This window comes from Actinoplanes sp. NPDC049548, from assembly GCF_040676695.1.
GTDB lineage: Bacteria > Actinomycetota > Actinomycetes > Mycobacteriales > Micromonosporaceae > Actinoplanes.
On record NZ_JBFAPM010000007.1, the window covers coordinates 200,970 to 217,659 of the forward strand.

A 16,690-nucleotide genomic window follows, 5' to 3' on the forward strand; every position below is an offset into this window, starting at 1 on the left:
ATGGCCAAGGGCCTTGCCGAACGCCTCTACATGGGCGAGGCGAACCTCAACATCGTCGGTCGCCGCAAGCTGTGGTTCACGATCGCGGCGGCGCTGGTCGTGCTCGCCATCGGCAGCTTCGTGGTCCGCGGCTTCCACCTGGGCATCGAGTTCTCCGGCGGCACGCAGTTCTCCCTGCCGGCCGCCGTCGGCAGCACCGAAGCCGCGCACAACGCGGTGGAGAAGGCCGTCGCGACCGCGGGTGTGGCCAAGGAGGCCAACATCGGTGCCGCCCAGCAGGTGGGCAAGGGCAGCGACACGAGCTACACCGTCCGCACCGCCGCGCTCTCCCAGGAGCAGTCGACCGCGGTCAAGAACGCGCTGGTCAAGGACCTGGGCGTGCCCGCCGAACAGATCAGCGACGACCGGGTCTCCGCCGCATGGGGTGGTCAGGTCACCCGGCAGGCGCTGCTCGGTCTCGGCATCTTCCTGGTGTTGGTGCTCGGCTATCTGGTGATCCGCTTCGAGTGGCGGATGGCGGTCGCGGCGGTCACGTCGCTGCTGCTCGACCTCGTGCTGACCGCGGGTGTGTACTCCATCGTCGGCTTCGAGGTCACCCCGTCGACCATCATCGGCTTCCTGACGATCCTCGGCTTCTCCCTCTACGACGTCGTCGTGGTGTTCGACAAGGTGCAGGAGAACACGCGCGGGATCACGGCCGGCAGCACCAGGACGTACGGCGAGGCGACCAACCTCGCGGTCAACCAGACCCTGATGCGCTCGATCAACACCGGTCTCGTGGCGCTGCTGCCCGTCGGCGGCCTGCTGTTCATCGGTGCCGGCCTGCTCGGCGCGGGCACGCTGAAGGACCTCGGCCTGGTGCTGTTCGTCGGCATGGGCCTGGGCGTGCTGTCGTCGATCATGTTCGCGTCGCCGATGCTCGTCGCGCTCAAGAACCAGGAGCCCCGGATCAAGGCGCACAACGCCCGGGTACTGGCCCGCCGCTCCTCGGCTCGTTCCGGCGACGTCGCCCGCGGCGAGCGCTCCCGGACCCCGAACGCGACCGCGTCCGACGAGGTCCCGGCGCTGGCCGGCACCACGCAGGGTACGACGCCACGCCCGGGTGCGCGGCCGGCCGGCAAGCGCGGCAACAACCGCGGCGGCGGTGCGGGCAACCGTCCGAGCGGCGGCCAGAAGCGCCGCTGACCATTCCGTGCCGACGGCCTGCCACCGCATCGGTGGCAGGCCGTCGCTTTGTCTAGGCTGTGCCGCGTGACGAATACTGCACAGGTACGCGGGGACAGCGGCCCGGAGGCGGCCGCGCTGGTCGCCGGCCAGGTGGTGGACGTGCCGGACTTCCCCAAGCCCGGCATCGTCTTCAAGGACCTGACGCCGCTGTTCTCCGACGGACGGGCGTTCCGCGAGGTCGTCGATGCGATCGTCGCCCACCACGGCGCCGGGTCGTTCGACGTCGTGGCCGGCATCGAGGCGCGCGGGTTCGTGCTGGCCGCCGCGATCGCGTACGCGACCGGCACGGGTGTCGTGCCGATCCGCAAGGCCGGGAAGCTGCCACGGGACACGTTCTCGGCCTCGTACGCCCTCGAGTACGGGGAGGCGACCCTGGAGGTGCACCAGGACGCCTTCGTCGCCGGGCAGCGGGTTCTGGTGGTCGACGACGTGCTCGCCACGGGGGGAACGGCCGGGGCCGCCCTGGAGCTGGTCGAGCGGGCCGGTGGCGCGGTGTCCGGGTTCTCCGTGGTGATGGAGCTGGGCTTCCTCGACGGGCGGGCGCGGCTGAGCCCTCGTACCGTGCACGCCCTGCTGACCGTTTGATCCCTTTAGCGGTTCTCGGCGCAACTCTTTCGCCCATCGGGCCGGGCCATCGGGGAAGGGTGGGCGGGTAGGATGGCGTTTCCAACCAGGTGAGCAGTAGCGACGTGAGGAGGCCGGTGTCCAGCGACGTCGCCCCTCCGACGGAGGGCACGGTGCAGCCGACCGACGCGACCAGGGCTTCCACGGCGCCGAGTGACTCGGCGACGGCCGCGCAGCCCGACGCAGCTTCACCGGCCGAGCCCGGCGCGGCCCCCGCGAACGGGGTGGCCGCGGGGACGAAGCCGTCCCGCACGCCGGCCACCGCCGCCGATGACACGCCCGCGACGCCGGCCGCGGAAGGCGACAAGGCCCCTGCGACAGGCGGCGTGGCCCCTGCGACGGGCGACAAGGCCCCTGTGAAGGGCGACAAGGCCCCTGCGACAGGCAGCGCGGCCCCTGTGACCGGCGACAAGGCCCCTGCGACGGGCGACAAGGCCGCGCGGACCCCAGGCGCGGACGGCAAGGTCGCGCGGACCGCTGGCGCGGACGGCAAGGTGGCGCGGACCGCTGGCGCGGACGGCAAGGCCGCGCGGACCCCAGGCGCGGACGGCAAGGTCGCGCGTACTCCAGGCGCGGACGGCAAGGTCGCGCGCGCCGCAGGCCCGGACGGTAAGGCCGCGCGGGCCGATGCCGCCGCGACGTCCGTCTCCGACGGCGAGGCGACCCAGCCCCTGGCGCCGGGCGACGATGGCGCCGTCGGGTTCGGGCTGGCCAGTGCGCCGACCGGGCGGCGGGTGCGGGCCCGGCTCGCCCGCTTCAACGCGCCCTGGCAGAGCACCCAGGTCAGCGAGGTGCTCGAGCCGCTGATCGCCACGCACCGGGCCAGCCACCCGAAGGCCGACGGCCGGGCGCTGCAGCGCGCGTTCGACGTCGCCGCTCGCTGGCACTCGGGGCAGTATCGCAAGTCCGGCGACCCGTACATCACGCATCCGCTGGCCGTGGCGACCATCCTGGCGAACCTGGGCATGGACACCACCACGCTCGTGGCCGCGCTGCTGCACGACACCATCGAGGACACCGACTACAGCCTCGACCAGATGCGCGCGGACTTCGGCGGTGAGGTCGCGCTGCTGGTCGACGGCGTGACGAAGCTCGACCGGGTCAAGCTCGGCGACGCCGCCAAGGCCGAGACGATCCGCAAGATGGTCGTCGCGATGGCCAAGGATCCCCGGGTGCTGGTCATCAAGCTGGCCGACCGGCTGCACAACATGCGCACCCTGACCTTCCTGCCCCGCGCCAAGCAGGAGCAGAAGGCCAAGGAGACGCTGGAGATCCTGGCGCCGCTGGCCCACCGGCTCGGTATGAACACGATCAAGTGGGAGCTCGAGGACCTGGCGTTCGGCACGCTGTTCCCGAAGCGGTTCGAGGAGATCAACCGGCTGATCGGGGAGCACCAGCCGCAGCGGGAGGCGCTGCTGCGGCAGGTGACGAACCGGGTCCAGCTCGACCTGAAGTCGGCGAAGATCAAGGCCGAGGTGACCGGCCGGCCCAAGCACCTGTACTCGATCTACCAGAAGATGATCGTGCGGGGCCGCGACTTCAACGACATCTACGACCTGGTCGGCGTGCGCATCCTGGTCGACACGGTCCGCGACTGCTACGCCGCGCTGGGCGTGATCCACGCGAACTGGCAGCCGGTGCCGGGCCGGTTCAAGGACTACATCGCGATGCCGAAGTTCAACATGTACCAGTCGTTGCACACGACGGTCATCGGCCCGACCGGCAAGCCGGTCGAGATGCAGATCCGGACCTTCGCGATGCACCGTACGGCGGAGTTCGGTATCGCCGCGCACTGGAAGTACAAGGAGCAGAAGGGCGCCACGATCGTCGGCCCGCCGGCGCACATCGACGAGATGACGTGGCTGCGGCAGCTGCTCGACTGGCAGCGCGAGGCCAGCGACCCGAGCGAGTTCCTCGACGCGCTGCGCTTCGATCTGTCCAGCCAGGAGGTGTACGTCTTCACGCCCAAGGGCGACGTCATCCCGCTGCCGACCGGTTCGACGCCGGTGGACTTCGCGTACGCGGTGCACACCGAGGTGGGTCACAAGACGATCGGTGCGCGGGTCAACGGCAAGCTGGTGCCGCTGGAGTCGACGCTGTCCAACGGCGACGTGATCGAGATCTTCACGTCGAAGTCGGCGACGGCCGGGCCGACGCAGGACTGGCTCGGCTTCGTCAAGAGCCCGCGGGCGCGTACCAAGATCCGGCAGTTCTTCAACAAGGAGCGCCGCGAGGAGGCGATCGAGGCCGGCAAGGAGGCGATCGTCAAGGCGATGCGCAAGCAGGGCCTGCCCCTGCAGCGCATGCTGACCAGCGAGAACCTCACCACCATCGCCCGCGACCTGCATCTGGCGGACGTCTCCTCGCTGTACGCGGCCGTCGGTGAGAACACCGTCTCCGCCCAGTCGGTCGTGCAGAAGCTCGTCGCCGGCTTCGGTGGCGAGGAGGGCGCGGTCGAGGACATCGCCGAGACCGCCGTCGCGACCCGCCCGCCGCGTAACCGCAGCACCGCCAACGACCCCGGCGTCGTGGTCAAGGACGTCAGCGACGTGTGGGTGAAGCTGGCCCGCTGCTGCACGCCGGTGCCGGGCGACGCGGTGTTCGGTTTCGTCACCCGCTCCGGCGGCGTGAGCGTGCACCGCGAGGACTGCGCCAATGCCGAGGACCTGCGGGAGCAGAGCGAACGCGTGGTCGAGGTGAGCTGGAAGCCGACGTCGGCGTCGACGTTCCTGGTGGCGATCCAGGTGGAGGCGCTCGACCGGCACAAGCTGCTGGCGGACGTGACCCGGGTGCTGTCCGAGGAGCGGGTCAACATCCTGTCGGCGACGGTCACGACCACGCGGGACCGGGTGGCGGTCAGCCGCTTCACGTTCGAGATGGCCGACCCGAAGCACCTGGGCCACCTCGTGGCGGCGGTGCGCAAGGTGGACGGCGTCTTCGACGCCTACCGCGTCACTTCGGGCGCCTGACGGCGGAGACGAATGAGGGGCGGACCCGCCCGGGCCCGCCCCTCACCAACCGCTGATCAGGCTGCGCTCATCGTCAGCGACTTGATCTCGACTTCCTTCTTCGGGTGGCCGTCGCCCTTGGAGTTGGCGTTGTCGCTGCCCGCCTTGGCCACGTCCTCGACGATGTCCAGACCCTTGGTGATCGTGCCCAGGACCGTGTAGTCGGCGGGGAGGTCCGTGTCGGCGTACACGATGAAGAACTGGCTGCCCGTGGTGCTGGGCGCCTGGGTCTTGGCCATCGCGATCGTGCCCTTCGGGTACGTGGGCTTCGCGTTGGTCGGGAGGTTCTCCTCCGGGTACTTGAAGTTGGGGCCGCCCTGGCCGTCGGTGGGGCGGTAGCCCTTGCCCGACGCCGACGGGTCACCGCACTGCAGCACCTTGATGCCCTCGGTGGTGAGCCGGTGGCACTTGGTGTTGTTCCAGAACTTCTTGCCGGACAGGTAGGTGAACGCCGCGCCGGTGCAGGGGGCCTTGGAGAGGTCCACCGTGGCCGTGATGGCACCGAGGTTGGTGTCCATGGTCAGCGTGCTCTTGCCGGTGTTCGGCACATTGTTCGGGGGCAGGCCGCCGGTGTCCTTGATCTTGGCACCGCTGCTGCCGTCCTCCGGGATCCAGTTGCAGGCGACCGTTCCCGGCGGCGGCGCGGCGGCGGACGGGGTGTCCTTGTCGTCGTCGTTGCCGAGGGCGGCCGCGATCCAGACCGCGGCACCCGCGATCACCACGACCGCGAGGGCCGAGCCGATGATGGCCTGGCGCTGCCGGCGCTTCTTGGCCGCAGCGGCCCGCTCGGCCATCTCCTTCTCCAGGCGCGCCCGCGCCGCCGCGCGCTGCCTGTCCTTGATCGACGACACGGTGTTCCTCCTGATATCCCTGCGTGCGGTGGGGGCTACTGGCTGGACGCCGAGGGCGCCGCGGACGGGGCCGAGGCCGCGGCCGATGGGGTCGAGACGGGGGCTGTGGTGGGCTCGCCGACGGTGATGCTCTGCACGGTGATCTTGTCCTTCGGCTTCACCTTGTCACCCGCGTCGTTGGCCACGACCGGGATCTTGCCGAGCTTCGCCACCGTGTCCATGCCGCCGGTGACCTGCCCGACGATCGGGTACTGCGGCTCGCCCTTGGGCGTGAAGTCCTTGAAGAAGATGAGGAACTGGCTGCCGTTGCTGCCGGGCGGGTCGCCGATGAGGGCCACCGTGCCCTTCGGGTACAGCGGGGCGGCGGGCGTCTTCGACGGAGCGGCCGAGGCGCTGGGTGTGGGCTCCGGCGCCTGCGGCAGGTTCTCGTTGTAGACGCTGTACGTCGGCCCGCCCTGGCCCGTACCGCTGGGGTCGCCGCAGCGGATCGCACCCTCGGTCGTGATCTCGTGGCAGGTGGTGTTGTCGTAGAACTTCTTGCCCGCGAGGTAGGACAGGTCGGCGGCGCTGCACGGCGCGCTCACCAGGTCGAGGGTCACCACGATCGGCGCGCCCTTGTCGGTGGTGATCGTCATCGGCCGGGTGCCCTCGGTGGGGATGCCGGCGGTCGGCGGCTCGCCCACGTCCTTGAGGCTCTTGTTGCTCTCGGCGTTCTGCGTCGTCCACGCGCAGACGTCGGCGTCCGCGGCGTCCGTGGTCGTGTCGTCGCTGTCGAACGCGCCGCCGAGCCAGGCGATGCCGCCCACGATGAGGATCAGCGCGGCGGCCGCGCCCAGGCCGGCCTGGATCTGCCGACGGCGGCGCTGCTTCGCGGCCCGGCGCGCCAACTGGCGATCAAGCTTCTCCCGCGCCAGTTTCCGCGCCCGATCCTTGCTGGAGACCACCTAGGGCTTCCCTTCCTCACACTGAGCACCCCGTGCGCCACGCCACACGCCCGCAAGAGTGTACGGGTAACGCCTGAGAATGTGGTGTGCGAGGTTGCGTGCCGGTGTGTACGGTGCGTCCGGCTAGGCTTTCGGGGGAATGCGACAGCTAGAGAGGGGTGCGGAGTGCTCGTCACCGGCTTTCCGGCCCAGGCCTTCGACACCAACTGCTACGTCGTGGCCCCGGGCCCGGGCGAGCAGTGCGTGGTCGTCGACCCGGGCGTCGGCGTGCTGGACCAACTCGACGAGGTGCTCGCCCAGCACCGGCTGCACCCGGCCGCGGTGCTGCTGACCCACGGCCACTTCGACCACACGTTCTCCGTCGCGCCGGTGTGCGGTGCCAAGGGCATCACCGCGTACGTGCACCCGGCCGACACCGAGCTGCTCGCCGACCCGGCCAAGGGCCTGGGCGTCAGCCTGGACGAGCTGTTCGGTGGCCGGCTCACGTACTCCGAGCCCGACGACGTCGCGGAGCTGACCGACGGCGCCACGCTGAGCCTCGCCGGTCTGGAGATCACCGTCGACCATGCGCCCGGCCATACCGGCGGGTCGGTGCTGTTCCGGCTGCCCGGCGCGGGCTCGCAGTGGGAGGCGGAGCAGCTCTGCCTCTCCGGCGACGTGCTCTTCGCCGGCTCCATCGGGCGCACCGACCTGCCGGGCGGCAACACGCAGACGATGCTGACCAGCCTGCGGGAGAAGATCCTGCCGCTGGCCGACGACACCGTCGTGCTGCCCGGCCACGGACCCGAGACGACGATCGGCCGCGAGCGCTCGGCCAACCCGTACCTGCGGGACCTGACCGGAGCGCCCAGCCGAGGCCTCTAGACCTCGCAAGGAGAAGCACCATCATGAGCAAGCCCACGCCCATCTCCGGGTTCCCGGAGTGGCTGCCCGCCCAGCGGATGATCGAACAGAACGTCATCGAGAAGATCCGCGCCACCTTCGAGCTGTACGGCTTCGCGCCGCTCGAGACCCGCGCCGTCGAGCCGATGGACCAGTTGCTGCGCAAGGGTGAGACCTCCAAGGAGGTGTACGTCCTGCGCCGCCTCCAGGAGGACCCCGCCACGGGAGGCGGCGACGACGCGCTCGGCCTGCACTTCGACCTGACCGTGCCGTTCGCCCGGTTCGTGCTGGAGAACAGCGGCAAGCTGCAGTTCCCGTTCCGGCGCTACCAGATCCAGAAGGTGTGGCGCGGCGAGCGCCCGCAGGAGGGCCGCTACCGGGAGTTCCTGCAGGCCGACATCGACGTGGTCGACCGGGACACGCTGCCGTTCCACTACGACACCGAGATGCCGCTGGTGATAGGCGACGCCTTCCGGTCGCTGCCCATCCCGCCGGCGACGATCCTCGTCAACAACCGCAAGGTGTGCGAGGGCTTCTACACCGGGCTCGGCCTGGGGGATCCGGACCAGGTCCTGCGTACCGTCGACAAGCTCGACAAGATCGGCCCGGACAAGGTCGCGGCCCTGCTGGTGGAGACGGCCGGCGCGACCGACGCGCAGGCAGCGGCGTGCCTGCGGCTGGCGGAGATCTCGGCGCAGGACGCGTCCTTCGTGGACGCCGTGCGTGCGCTCGGCGTCGAGGACCCGCTTCTCGACGAAGGTCTGGACGAGCTCGTCCGGGTCGTCGACGCGGCCGCCGAGCACGCTCCCGGGCTGGTCCGGGCGGAGCTGAAGATCGCCCGCGGTCTCGACTACTACACCGGCACGGTCTACGAGACGCAGCTGCGGGGATACGAGCGCTTCGGTTCGATCTGCTCGGGCGGACGGTACGAGAACCTCGCGTCCTCGGGCAACGAGCGGTTCCCGGGCGTGGGCATCTCCATCGGCGTGTCCCGGATGCTGGGTCTGCTGTTCGGCCACGACGCGCTCACCATCTCGCGCAGCGTGCCGACGTGCGTGCTGGTCGCACTGCCCAATGAGGACCTGCGAGGGCGGTGTGACCGGATCGCCCAGGCGCTGCGGTCGCGGCGGATCAGCACCGAGGTCGCGCCGTCGGCCGCCAAGTTCGGCAAGCAGATCCGCTTCGCCGAGCGGCGTGGGATCCCGTACGTCTGGTTCCCGGGCGCGGACGGCGAGCCCGACACCATCAAGGACATCCGCTCGGGTGAGCAGGTCGAGGCGGACGCGGGGGCGTGGACGCCGCCGGCCGGCGATCTGGTGCCGGTGGTCGGCGCCGGCGGGTAGTGCTGGCCCTACCGCAGCCGGGTAGCCAGGGGGAATGATCTTGCCGGGGAAACTCGACAGGATCGATGCATGACGACCGAGACGAACACCCCCACCACGTCCTCGCACCCCGTCCGCAAGGCGGCGCTCGTGCTGGCGGCGGCGGCCGCGCTCACCGCAACAGGTGTGAGCGCTGCCGCCGCCACCACGGACCAGCCGAAGCCGTCCGGGCCGGGGGCGCCCACCGTGAACGACGCCCTGCAGCGGGAGGTCGCCCGGCGCGTCCTGGAGGTCGGCCCGCCCGGGTACATCGCCCGGATCGACGACGGGCGCCGGGTCCACACCTACGCCCGCGGCGTCGCCGACCGGGCCACCGGGCGGCGGATCACCGTTCGCGACCAGTTCGAGGCCGGCAGCAACACGAAGACCTTCACGGCCGTGCTCGCCCTGCAGCAGGTCGACCGGCGCAAGCTGAAGCTGGACGCCCCGGTCGAGAAGTACCTGCCCGGTGTCGTGCCGAACGGCGAGAACATCTCCGTGCGGATGCTGCTGAACCACACCAGCGGCCTGTTCAGCTACACCGGCGACCCGGACTTCTTCGTCGGCATGGAGAATGATCCGCAGCATGTCTACACCGACGCCGAGCTGCTCGCCGTGGCGTTCAGACACGAGCCGTACTTCGCGCCGGGCAAGGGCTGGCAGTACTCGAACACCAACTACACGCTGCTCGGGATGATCCTGCAGAAGCAGACCGGCAGGAGCCTGCCCGACCTGGTGCGGCAGCGCATCACCGGCCCGCTCGGCCTGCGGCACACCTACTTCGCCGACCCGCGGGCGACGAACACCGGCCCCGGGTACGCCCACGGCTACGCGATCAAGTTCGCGAGCGGCACGCCGCAGTACACCGACGTCTCGAGCTGGCCGCTCGGCGGCTGGGCCGGTGCCGCCGGCGCGATCGTCACGACGACGAGCGACCTGTCCCGCTTCTTCTCCGCCGTTCTGCAGGGCAGGCTCTTCTCCCAGGAGCAGCTCAAGCAGATGAAGACCACGGTGCCGCTGCCGGACGGCTTCCCGATCAAGGGTGGCTACGGCCTGGGGCTGTTCCGCACCGACTCGCCCTGCGGCACGGTGTGGGGCCACGGCGGTGACACGATGGGCCACCACAGCACCGCTGCAGCGACCGAGGACGGCCGGCGTGTTGCGGTCACCGACTCGACGGGCGAACCCAACGAGGCGACCGAGAACCCCGGCGTGGAGCGTTACTACCGGACCATCCTCTTCGGCGCCGACGCGGTGACCGTCTGCCAGATGCTCGGCAAGCCGGTGCCCTCCGAGGTGCTCGACAACCTCCGGGGCATCACGCCCGCCCCCAGCGCCGCGAAGTGACGTCAGGCGCCCGCGGCCTCGAGGATCATGCAGCTCGAGGTCGCGTGGGCGACCAGACGGCCGGCCGCGTCGGTCATCCGGGCCTCGGCCAGCGCGGTCCGGCGCCCGCGCTGCAGGACGGTGCCGGTGGTGGTCAGCCGTCCTGACGCCACCGTCACCGGGCGCAGGAACTTCACGGTGAGGTCGAGGCTGGTGTAGCCCACCCCGGCCGGCAGCGTCGAGTGCACGGAGCAGGCGGCGGCGGTGTCCAGCAACGTGGAGAGGACGCCGCCGTGCACCGTGCCGAGCGGGTTGTAGTGGAACTCCTGCGGCTCGAGGTAGATCGTGACGCTGCCCTCGGCGACGTCCATGCCGCACATGTCGACCAGGTGCATGACCGGGGGAGCGGGCACCTCGCCGGCGGCCATGGCCTGGAGCAGCTCGAGGCCGGTGGTGCGGCCGAGCAGGCTCGCGTTCTCGGCCGGGTCGGTCCACTCGAAGGTCCGGGACCGGGCCTCCCTCTGGGTCTGCGTCATGGACGCAGGCTTTCACCCCTTGCTGCGTCTGTCAATGAGACCTAGCCTCGGTGGTTATGACCCCGACCACAGTGCGCCCCGAGGCCCTGGAGTGGTCCGTCGAGACCTGCACGATCGGCCGCTCGATGGCCGTGCTCGGCGAGAAGTGGACCTTCGTCGTCATGCGTGAGGTGTTCAACGGCGTCCGGCGCTTCGCCGACATGCGCGAGCAGACCGGCATCCCCCGGCAGGTCCTGACCAACCGGCTGGCCTCGCTCGTCGCGCACGGCGTGCTGCGCCGGGAGCCCTACCAGGAGCCCGGCGCCCGGGTACGCCACGAGTACCGGCTCACCCAGAAGGGCTTCGACCTCTACCCCGTCCTGGTCGCGGTGATGGAGTGGGGCGACCGCTACCTCGCCGAGCCCGAGGGTCCGCCGCTGACCATGACGCACCGGGCCTGCGGAGCGGAGATCCACACCGAGCTGCACTGCGCGGACGGTCATCGCGTGACCGAGTACCGCGACGTCCTCCCGCGGCCCGGCCCGGGAGCCCGGCGCCGCCGATGACCACCGCTAAGCTGCCGGATCGTGGACCCGCTGCGCGACAAGGTGTTCCGCGGACTGTGGATCGGCGTACTCGCCAGCAACGTCGGCACGTGGATGCAGACCGTCGGCGCCTCGTGGCGGGTCGTGCACGAGCCGGACGCGGCCACGTACGTCAGCCTGGTGCAGACGGCCACCATGCTTCCCGTGCTGCTGCTCGCGCTGCCGTCCGGCACCCTCGCCGACACGTTCGACCGGCGCCGGCTGCTGCTCGGCGTACAGGTGGGGCTCTTCGGGGTGGCAGCGACCCTGACCGCGCTGACGGCGGCCGACCGGATGCCGCCCGCACTGCTGCTGGTCTTCACGTTCCTGCTGGGTGTCGGCCAGGCGCTGACCCTGCCGACGTGGCAGGCGGTCATCCCCGAGGTGGTGCCCCGCGCCGAGCTGGCGTCGGCCTCGGCGCTGGGCGCGGTCAACACCAACCTCGCCCGCGCGGCCGGGCCCGCCGTCGCCGGGCTGCTCGTGGCGCACGCCGGTGTCACCGTGGTGTTCGGACTCAACGCGTTGTCGTTCGTCGTGTTCGCCGTCGCCCTGATGCGCTGGCGGCGGCCCCCGCAGGAGGGGAGCAGCCACGCCGAGCGGTTCGGCCCGGCGCTGCGCGCCGGTGGCCGCTACGTGCGCTACTCGCCGGTGGTGCGCCGCATCCTGCTGCGCGTGGCGTTGTTCGTGCTGCCCGGCAGCATCGTCTGGGGTCTGCTGCCACTCGTCGCGGACCGCGAGCTGGACATGGGCTCCAGCGGCTACGGCATCCTGCTGGCCGCGCTGGGCGCCGGCGCGATCCTCGGTGCCCTGCTCATGCCGCGCATCCGCGCGCAGGTGTCGCCCAACCGGCTCCTCGTGCTCTCCGGCATCGTCTACGGCGGTGCGCTGGTCGTCGTCGCGCTCGTGCCTGTCGCGCTGGTCGTCGTGCCGGTGCTGGTGCTCGCCGGGCTGGCCTGGATGGCCCAGGTGTCGCGGATGAACGCGAGCCTGCAACTCTTCCTGCCCAACTGGGTACGCGCCCGTGGCTTCGCCGTCTACCAGGTCGTCTTCGCAGGCGGGCAGGCGCTCGGCGCTTTCTGCTGGGGCCAGGTGGCCGAGGCGGCAGGGCTGCGGGGCGCGTTCCTGGCCGCCGCGACGCTCATGCTCGCCGGTACGGCCACCGTCGTCCGCCTGCCCCTGCACGAGCAGGCCGGCGACCGCAGCCCGGCGATCTACTGGCCGGAGCCGCACCTGATGCTGGAGCCGCATCTCGACGACGGCCCGGTGCTGGTCACGACGACCTATCGGGTACGCCCGGAGCACCGCGACGACTTCGTCGCGGCGATGCAGGCGGTCCGCCGTTCCCGCCAGCGCACCGGCGCGACCCGCTGGGGACTGTTCCGTGACGGCGAGCAGGCCGACGAGTTCGTCGAGGTCTACCTGGTGCCGACATGGGAGGAGCATCTGCGCCAGCACGACGGGCGGATGACGGGCAGCGACGAACGCGAGGAGGAGAAGGCGCTGGCGCTGGCGGACGGTCCGCCGGCGGTTACGCACCTCCTGCCCGCCCAGTCGCCCGATTAGCCAGATGTTTCGTATTTGTTCCGATTAACCTCATAACCGAGCCGCTCTCCCGCAGCGCCTTCCCGGTCCTGATCCGGCGACGGGCCGCCGCAACGCCCTCCGGCGACCCCGCCGCGACGGGTCCGTAGCAGCGGCATGCTCGGAGGAGGTGCAGCGTGGCCGGCCGTTTGCTGATCATCGGCGGCGCCGAACGTCACGGTACCGCCGGCACCGCCATCCTGCGCCGCTTCGTCGAGCTGGCCGGCGGACCCGCCGCCGACATCGTGATCATCGCGACGGCCAGCGGCGAACCCGAGGTCCTCGAGAGCGAGTACGCCCAGCTCTTCACCCGCCTCGGCGCGGGATCGGTCCGCGGCCTGCGGATCACCAGCCGGACCGAGGCCAACGAGCGCGCCGTCGTGCCGGCCCTCGCCTCGGCCACCGGCGTCTTCTTCACCGGCGGCGACCAGACCCGGATCACCACCGTCCTCGGCGGCACCCTCACCGACTCGGCCCTGCAGCGGCTCGTGCAGGGCGGCACGATCGTGCTCGGCGGCACCAGCGCGGGTGCCGCCATGATGTCCGGCACCATGATCCTCGGCGGCGCCGCCCCCGGCGTCACGCGGGCGGCCGTGCGCACCGGCCCCGGCCTGGAGTTCCTGCCCGGCGTGGTCATCGACATGCACTTCGCCGAGCGGGGCCGGCTCAACCGGCTGCTCACCGCCATCGCGCTCTACCCGCACGAGCTCGGCCTCGGCATCGACGAGGACACCGCGATCCTCGCCGCCGACGACCGGTTCGAGGTGCTCGGCTCGGGTGCGGTCACCGTCGTCGACGCCGGGGGTGCCACGGACATCCGGGTGCCTGCCCAGGGCCCCATCGCGCTGACCGGCGCCCGCATCCACGTGCTTCCCGCCGGGAGCACTTTCGAACTGTCCAGCCGCCGCCCCTCGATCGTCGACGGGGCCGCCGGGGAACGGGGATCGGCACGATGAAGATTCTCAGCCTGCGCCACCTGCGCGGACCCAACGTCCACCTGTCCCGGCCCGCGGTCGTGGCCAGGCTGCGCCTCGACGACCTCACCGGGCGGGAGACCAGCGACATCGCCGGCTTCCCCGAGCGGCTGCTGCGCTCGCTGCCGGGCCTGGCCGAGCACCACTGCGCGGCCGGCGCCCCGGGCGGCTTCGTGAGCCGGATGCGCGGCGGCACCTACTTCGGACACGTCACCGAGCACGTGATGATCGAGCTGTCGCAGCGGATCGGGCGGGACGTCAGCTTCGGGCGTACCGTATCGGCCGGAGAGCCCGGGGTCTACGACCTGATCGTGGAGTGCCCGCGCGACGAGTCCCCGGAGTCGACCCTGCCCGGGCAGCTGCTGGAGGCGGCGGTGGAGCTGGTCGCCAAGGTGGCCGCCGGCGCCTCGATCGGCGCGGCCGAGCTGCAGGACCGGCTGACCGCCCTCTCGGAGCTCGCCGAACGCGAGGCCACCGGCCCGAGCACGACGTCGATCATCACCGCGGCCCGGCGCCGCGGCATCCCGGTCGAGCGGTACGGCGACCTCAGCCTGCTCCGCCTCGGCTGGGGCACCCGCCGCCGGCTCGCGTGGGCCGCGATGACCGACCGGACCGGCGGCGTGGGCATCGACATCGCCGCCGACAAGCAGGTCACACGCCGGCTGCTGAACGACGCCGGCATCCCCGTCGCGCCCGGCGGTGCGGCGCGCCGGCCCGAGGAAGCCGTCCTGCTGCTCGAGGAGCTGGGCGGCCCGGTCGTGGTGAAGCCACGGTGCGGGCGCCAGGGCGAGCACGTGGCGCTGAACCTGCACACCGCCGAGGAGGTCGAGGCGGCGTACGCGGCGGCGGGCGGCGACGTGGTCGTGGAACGGCAGCTGCCCGGGCGTGACTACCGGGTGCTGGTGGTGGCCGGCGAGGTGGTCGCGGCCGCCGAGCGGATCGCGGCGCACGTCGTCGGAGACGGCGAGAGCACGGTCGCCGAGCTCGTGGCACGCACCAACGCGGACCCGCGGCGCGGCCCGGGCCACTCCCGCGTGCTGACCCGCATCACCCTCGACGAGCTCGCAGACGCCGTGCTGGCCCGGCAGGGCTGCACGGCCGACACGGTGCCCACCGCCGGCACCACGGTGTGGCTGCGCGACAACGCCAACCTCTCCTCCGGCGGCACCGGCCGCGACGTCACCGACCGCGTGCACCCCGACGTCGCGCGGATGTGCCTGCGGGTCGCCGGGCTCGTCGGCCTCGACATCGCCGGCATCGACCTGCGGCTGCCCGACATCGCCGCGCCGGTCCCGCCCACCGGCGACCCCGACGAGATCGCCGCCGGCGTCATCGAGGTCAACGCCGTACCCGGGCTGCGGATGCACCTCGCGCCGGTGCACGGCCGGTCGCGGGACGTGGGCGACGCGATCGTGCGGGCCATGTTCCCCGGCGGCTCCGACGGGCGCATCCCGGTCGCCGCGATCACCGGGACCAACGGCAAGACGTCCGTGGCGCGGATGGCGGCGTACCTGCTCGCCGGCACCGGCCTGCGGATCGGGCTCACGACCACCGACGGCGTCTCGCTGGACGGGCGGACGGTCTACCGCGGCGACGCCACCGGACCGCGATCGGCCCAGATGGTGCTGGGAGACCCGGGGGTCCAGGCGGCGGTCCTGGAGACCGCCCGCGGGGGCACGCTGCGTCGCGGACTCGGGTACGACTGGAGCGACGTGGGCGTGATCACGAACATCACGGCCGACCACCTCGGCCAGGACGGCCTGGAGTCGATCGAGGACATCGCGCACGTGAAGGCCCTGGTGGCCGAGCGGGTCCGGGACGGCGGCACGCTCGTGCTCAACGCCGACGACCCGTGGGTGCGCAGCCTGGCGGAACGTCCCCGGGTACGGGCGGACCGCAAGCGCATCGTCTGGATCGGTGCCGACCCGCACCAGCCGGTGCTCGAGCACCACCTCGCCCGGGGCGGGTCGGCGTACCTGCTGCAGGACGGCTGGCTGGTGCAGGCGACGGGGGCCCGCCGGACGCCGCTGCTGCGGGTCGCCGAGGTGCCGGGGACGTTCGGGGGCGCGGCGCCGTACGCGGCCGTCAACGCCCTCGCCGCCATCGCGACCGCCCGGGCGATGGGCGCGAGCGCCGACGTGGTCACCGAGCGCCTGCTCGACTTCGAGCCGCGGGTGCACAACCCCGGCCGGGGCACCGTGCTGCGGCTCGGCGACGTCACGCTCTTCGTCGACTACGCGCACAACCCGGCCGCGCTCGCCGCGGTCCTGCGAACCCTCGAGCGCCTGTACGGGCGGGACCGCTGCGTAGCCGCCGTGACCCTGCCGGGCGACCGGCGCGACGACCTGCTCGCCGCCTCGGCGCAGGTGATCGCGGACGGCGTGACCCGGGCGGTGCTCTACGACGACGAGGACCTGCGCGGCCGTGCGGCCGGGGAGGTGGCCACGCTGGTGGAACGCGAGATGCGGGGCCGGCGGCCCAACTTGCGAGCGGTACGGGCGGACGGCTACCGGGCGGCGGTGGACGAGGCGATGCGCCTGGCCGCGCCCGGCGACGTGGTGCTCGTGCTCTACGAGAAGCTCGCGGCGATGCTCGAGCACCTCGAGGAACGGGGTGCCGTGCCGGTCGAGGCGCCGCCGGTCCGCGGGCTGCGGCCGGTGAGCCTGGCCGGGCTCGGCCGGCCGGGGGTGCTGGACCCGGCGGGCGGGTGAGCCTCGCCGGGCCGGACGCGGCCGGGCTCGGCCCGGCGGGCGGGCTGACCCGTTTTGTCCCACGTTCCGGTGAGCGTGACCAACAAAGCATGATCGGCGTCG

Annotated in this window: 13 protein-coding genes; 10 read left to right on the forward strand and 3 right to left on the reverse strand. The window is 71.9% G+C overall.

From position 1 onward, the window contains the following. The 3 genes from secF (at window position 1) to AB0J80_RS16570 (ending at window position 4,820) form a co-directional block, all read left to right on the forward strand. Window positions 1–1,185 (forward strand): protein translocase subunit SecF, encoded by a 1,185-nt coding sequence (gene secF, locus AB0J80_RS16560; RefSeq protein WP_364705400.1) that lies wholly within the window; start codon window positions 1–3, stop codon window positions 1,183–1,185. A gap of 66 nt (window positions 1,186–1,251) precedes the next feature. Further along, on the forward strand, window positions 1,252–1,812 hold the full coding sequence (locus AB0J80_RS16565) for an adenine phosphoribosyltransferase (protein ID WP_364705402.1): 561 nt from the start codon (window positions 1,252–1,254) through the stop codon (window positions 1,810–1,812). A gap of 116 nt (window positions 1,813–1,928) precedes the next feature. Further along, on the forward strand, window positions 1,929–4,820 hold the full coding sequence (locus tag AB0J80_RS16570) for a RelA/SpoT family protein (RefSeq protein ID WP_364705404.1): 2,892 nt from the start codon (window positions 1,929–1,931) through the stop codon (window positions 4,818–4,820). Between the two features lie 56 nt (window positions 4,821–4,876). On the opposite strand, the gene AB0J80_RS16575 is transcribed toward AB0J80_RS16570, so the two are convergent. Together AB0J80_RS16575 and AB0J80_RS16580 are read right to left on the reverse strand one after the other, a co-directional pair. Continuing rightward, window positions 4,877–5,710 carry a peptidylprolyl isomerase gene (locus AB0J80_RS16575; RefSeq protein WP_364705406.1) on the reverse strand — a complete coding sequence of 278 codons (834 nt, stop codon included), beginning with the start codon at window positions 5,708–5,710 and terminating at the stop codon, window positions 4,877–4,879. 35 nt (window positions 5,711–5,745) lie between these two features. Next, window positions 5,746–6,654, reverse strand: a complete 909-nt coding sequence (locus AB0J80_RS16580; protein WP_364705408.1) for a peptidylprolyl isomerase — start codon at window positions 6,652–6,654, stop codon at window positions 5,746–5,748. 165 nt (window positions 6,655–6,819) lie between these two features. Here AB0J80_RS16580 and AB0J80_RS16585 point away from each other — a divergent pair, with 165 nt between their 5' ends. From AB0J80_RS16585 to AB0J80_RS16595, 3 genes are all read left to right on the forward strand, one after another. Beyond that, the gene (locus tag AB0J80_RS16585) at window positions 6,820–7,518 is read left to right on the forward strand and encodes an MBL fold metallo-hydrolase (RefSeq protein ID WP_364705409.1); all 699 of its coding nucleotides are present in this window, start codon (window positions 6,820–6,822) and stop codon (window positions 7,516–7,518) included. A 23-nt stretch (window positions 7,519–7,541) separates the two neighbouring features. Then, the gene (gene hisS / locus AB0J80_RS16590) at window positions 7,542–8,879 is read left to right on the forward strand and encodes a histidine--tRNA ligase (protein ID WP_364705411.1); all 1,338 of its coding nucleotides are present in this window, start codon (window positions 7,542–7,544) and stop codon (window positions 8,877–8,879) included. Window positions 8,880–8,948: 69 nt separating this feature from the next. Continuing rightward, window positions 8,949–10,244: a serine hydrolase domain-containing protein gene (locus AB0J80_RS16595; protein WP_364705413.1), complete on the forward strand. Its 1,296-nt coding sequence runs from the start codon at window positions 8,949–8,951 to the stop codon at window positions 10,242–10,244. Between the two features lie 2 nt (window positions 10,245–10,246). Here AB0J80_RS16595 and AB0J80_RS16600 read toward each other — a convergent pair whose 3' ends face one another. Beyond that, window positions 10,247–10,759 carry a PaaI family thioesterase gene (locus AB0J80_RS16600; protein ID WP_364705415.1) on the reverse strand — a complete coding sequence of 171 codons (513 nt, stop codon included), beginning with the start codon at window positions 10,757–10,759 and terminating at the stop codon, window positions 10,247–10,249. Window positions 10,760–10,815: 56 nt separating this feature from the next. Here AB0J80_RS16600 and AB0J80_RS16605 point away from each other — a divergent pair, with 56 nt between their 5' ends. The 4 genes from AB0J80_RS16605 (at window position 10,816) to cphA (ending at window position 16,588) form a co-directional block, all read left to right on the forward strand. Continuing rightward, on the forward strand, window positions 10,816–11,304 hold the full coding sequence (locus tag AB0J80_RS16605) for a helix-turn-helix domain-containing protein (protein ID WP_364705417.1): 489 nt from the start codon (window positions 10,816–10,818) through the stop codon (window positions 11,302–11,304). A gap of 21 nt (window positions 11,305–11,325) precedes the next feature. Beyond that, the gene (locus AB0J80_RS16610) at window positions 11,326–12,885 is read left to right on the forward strand and encodes an MFS transporter (RefSeq protein ID WP_364705419.1); all 1,560 of its coding nucleotides are present in this window, start codon (window positions 11,326–11,328) and stop codon (window positions 12,883–12,885) included. Between the two features lie 155 nt (window positions 12,886–13,040). Continuing rightward, window positions 13,041–13,859, forward strand: coding sequence for a cyanophycinase (locus AB0J80_RS16615; RefSeq protein ID WP_364705421.1), 819 nt, complete (start codon window positions 13,041–13,043; stop codon window positions 13,857–13,859). Next, window positions 13,856–16,588, forward strand: a complete 2,733-nt coding sequence (gene cphA / locus AB0J80_RS16620; protein ID WP_364705422.1) for a cyanophycin synthetase — start codon at window positions 13,856–13,858, stop codon at window positions 16,586–16,588. The genes AB0J80_RS16615 and cphA overlap by 4 nt, the downstream gene beginning before the upstream one ends. Window positions 16,589–16,690 lie beyond the last annotated feature (102 nt).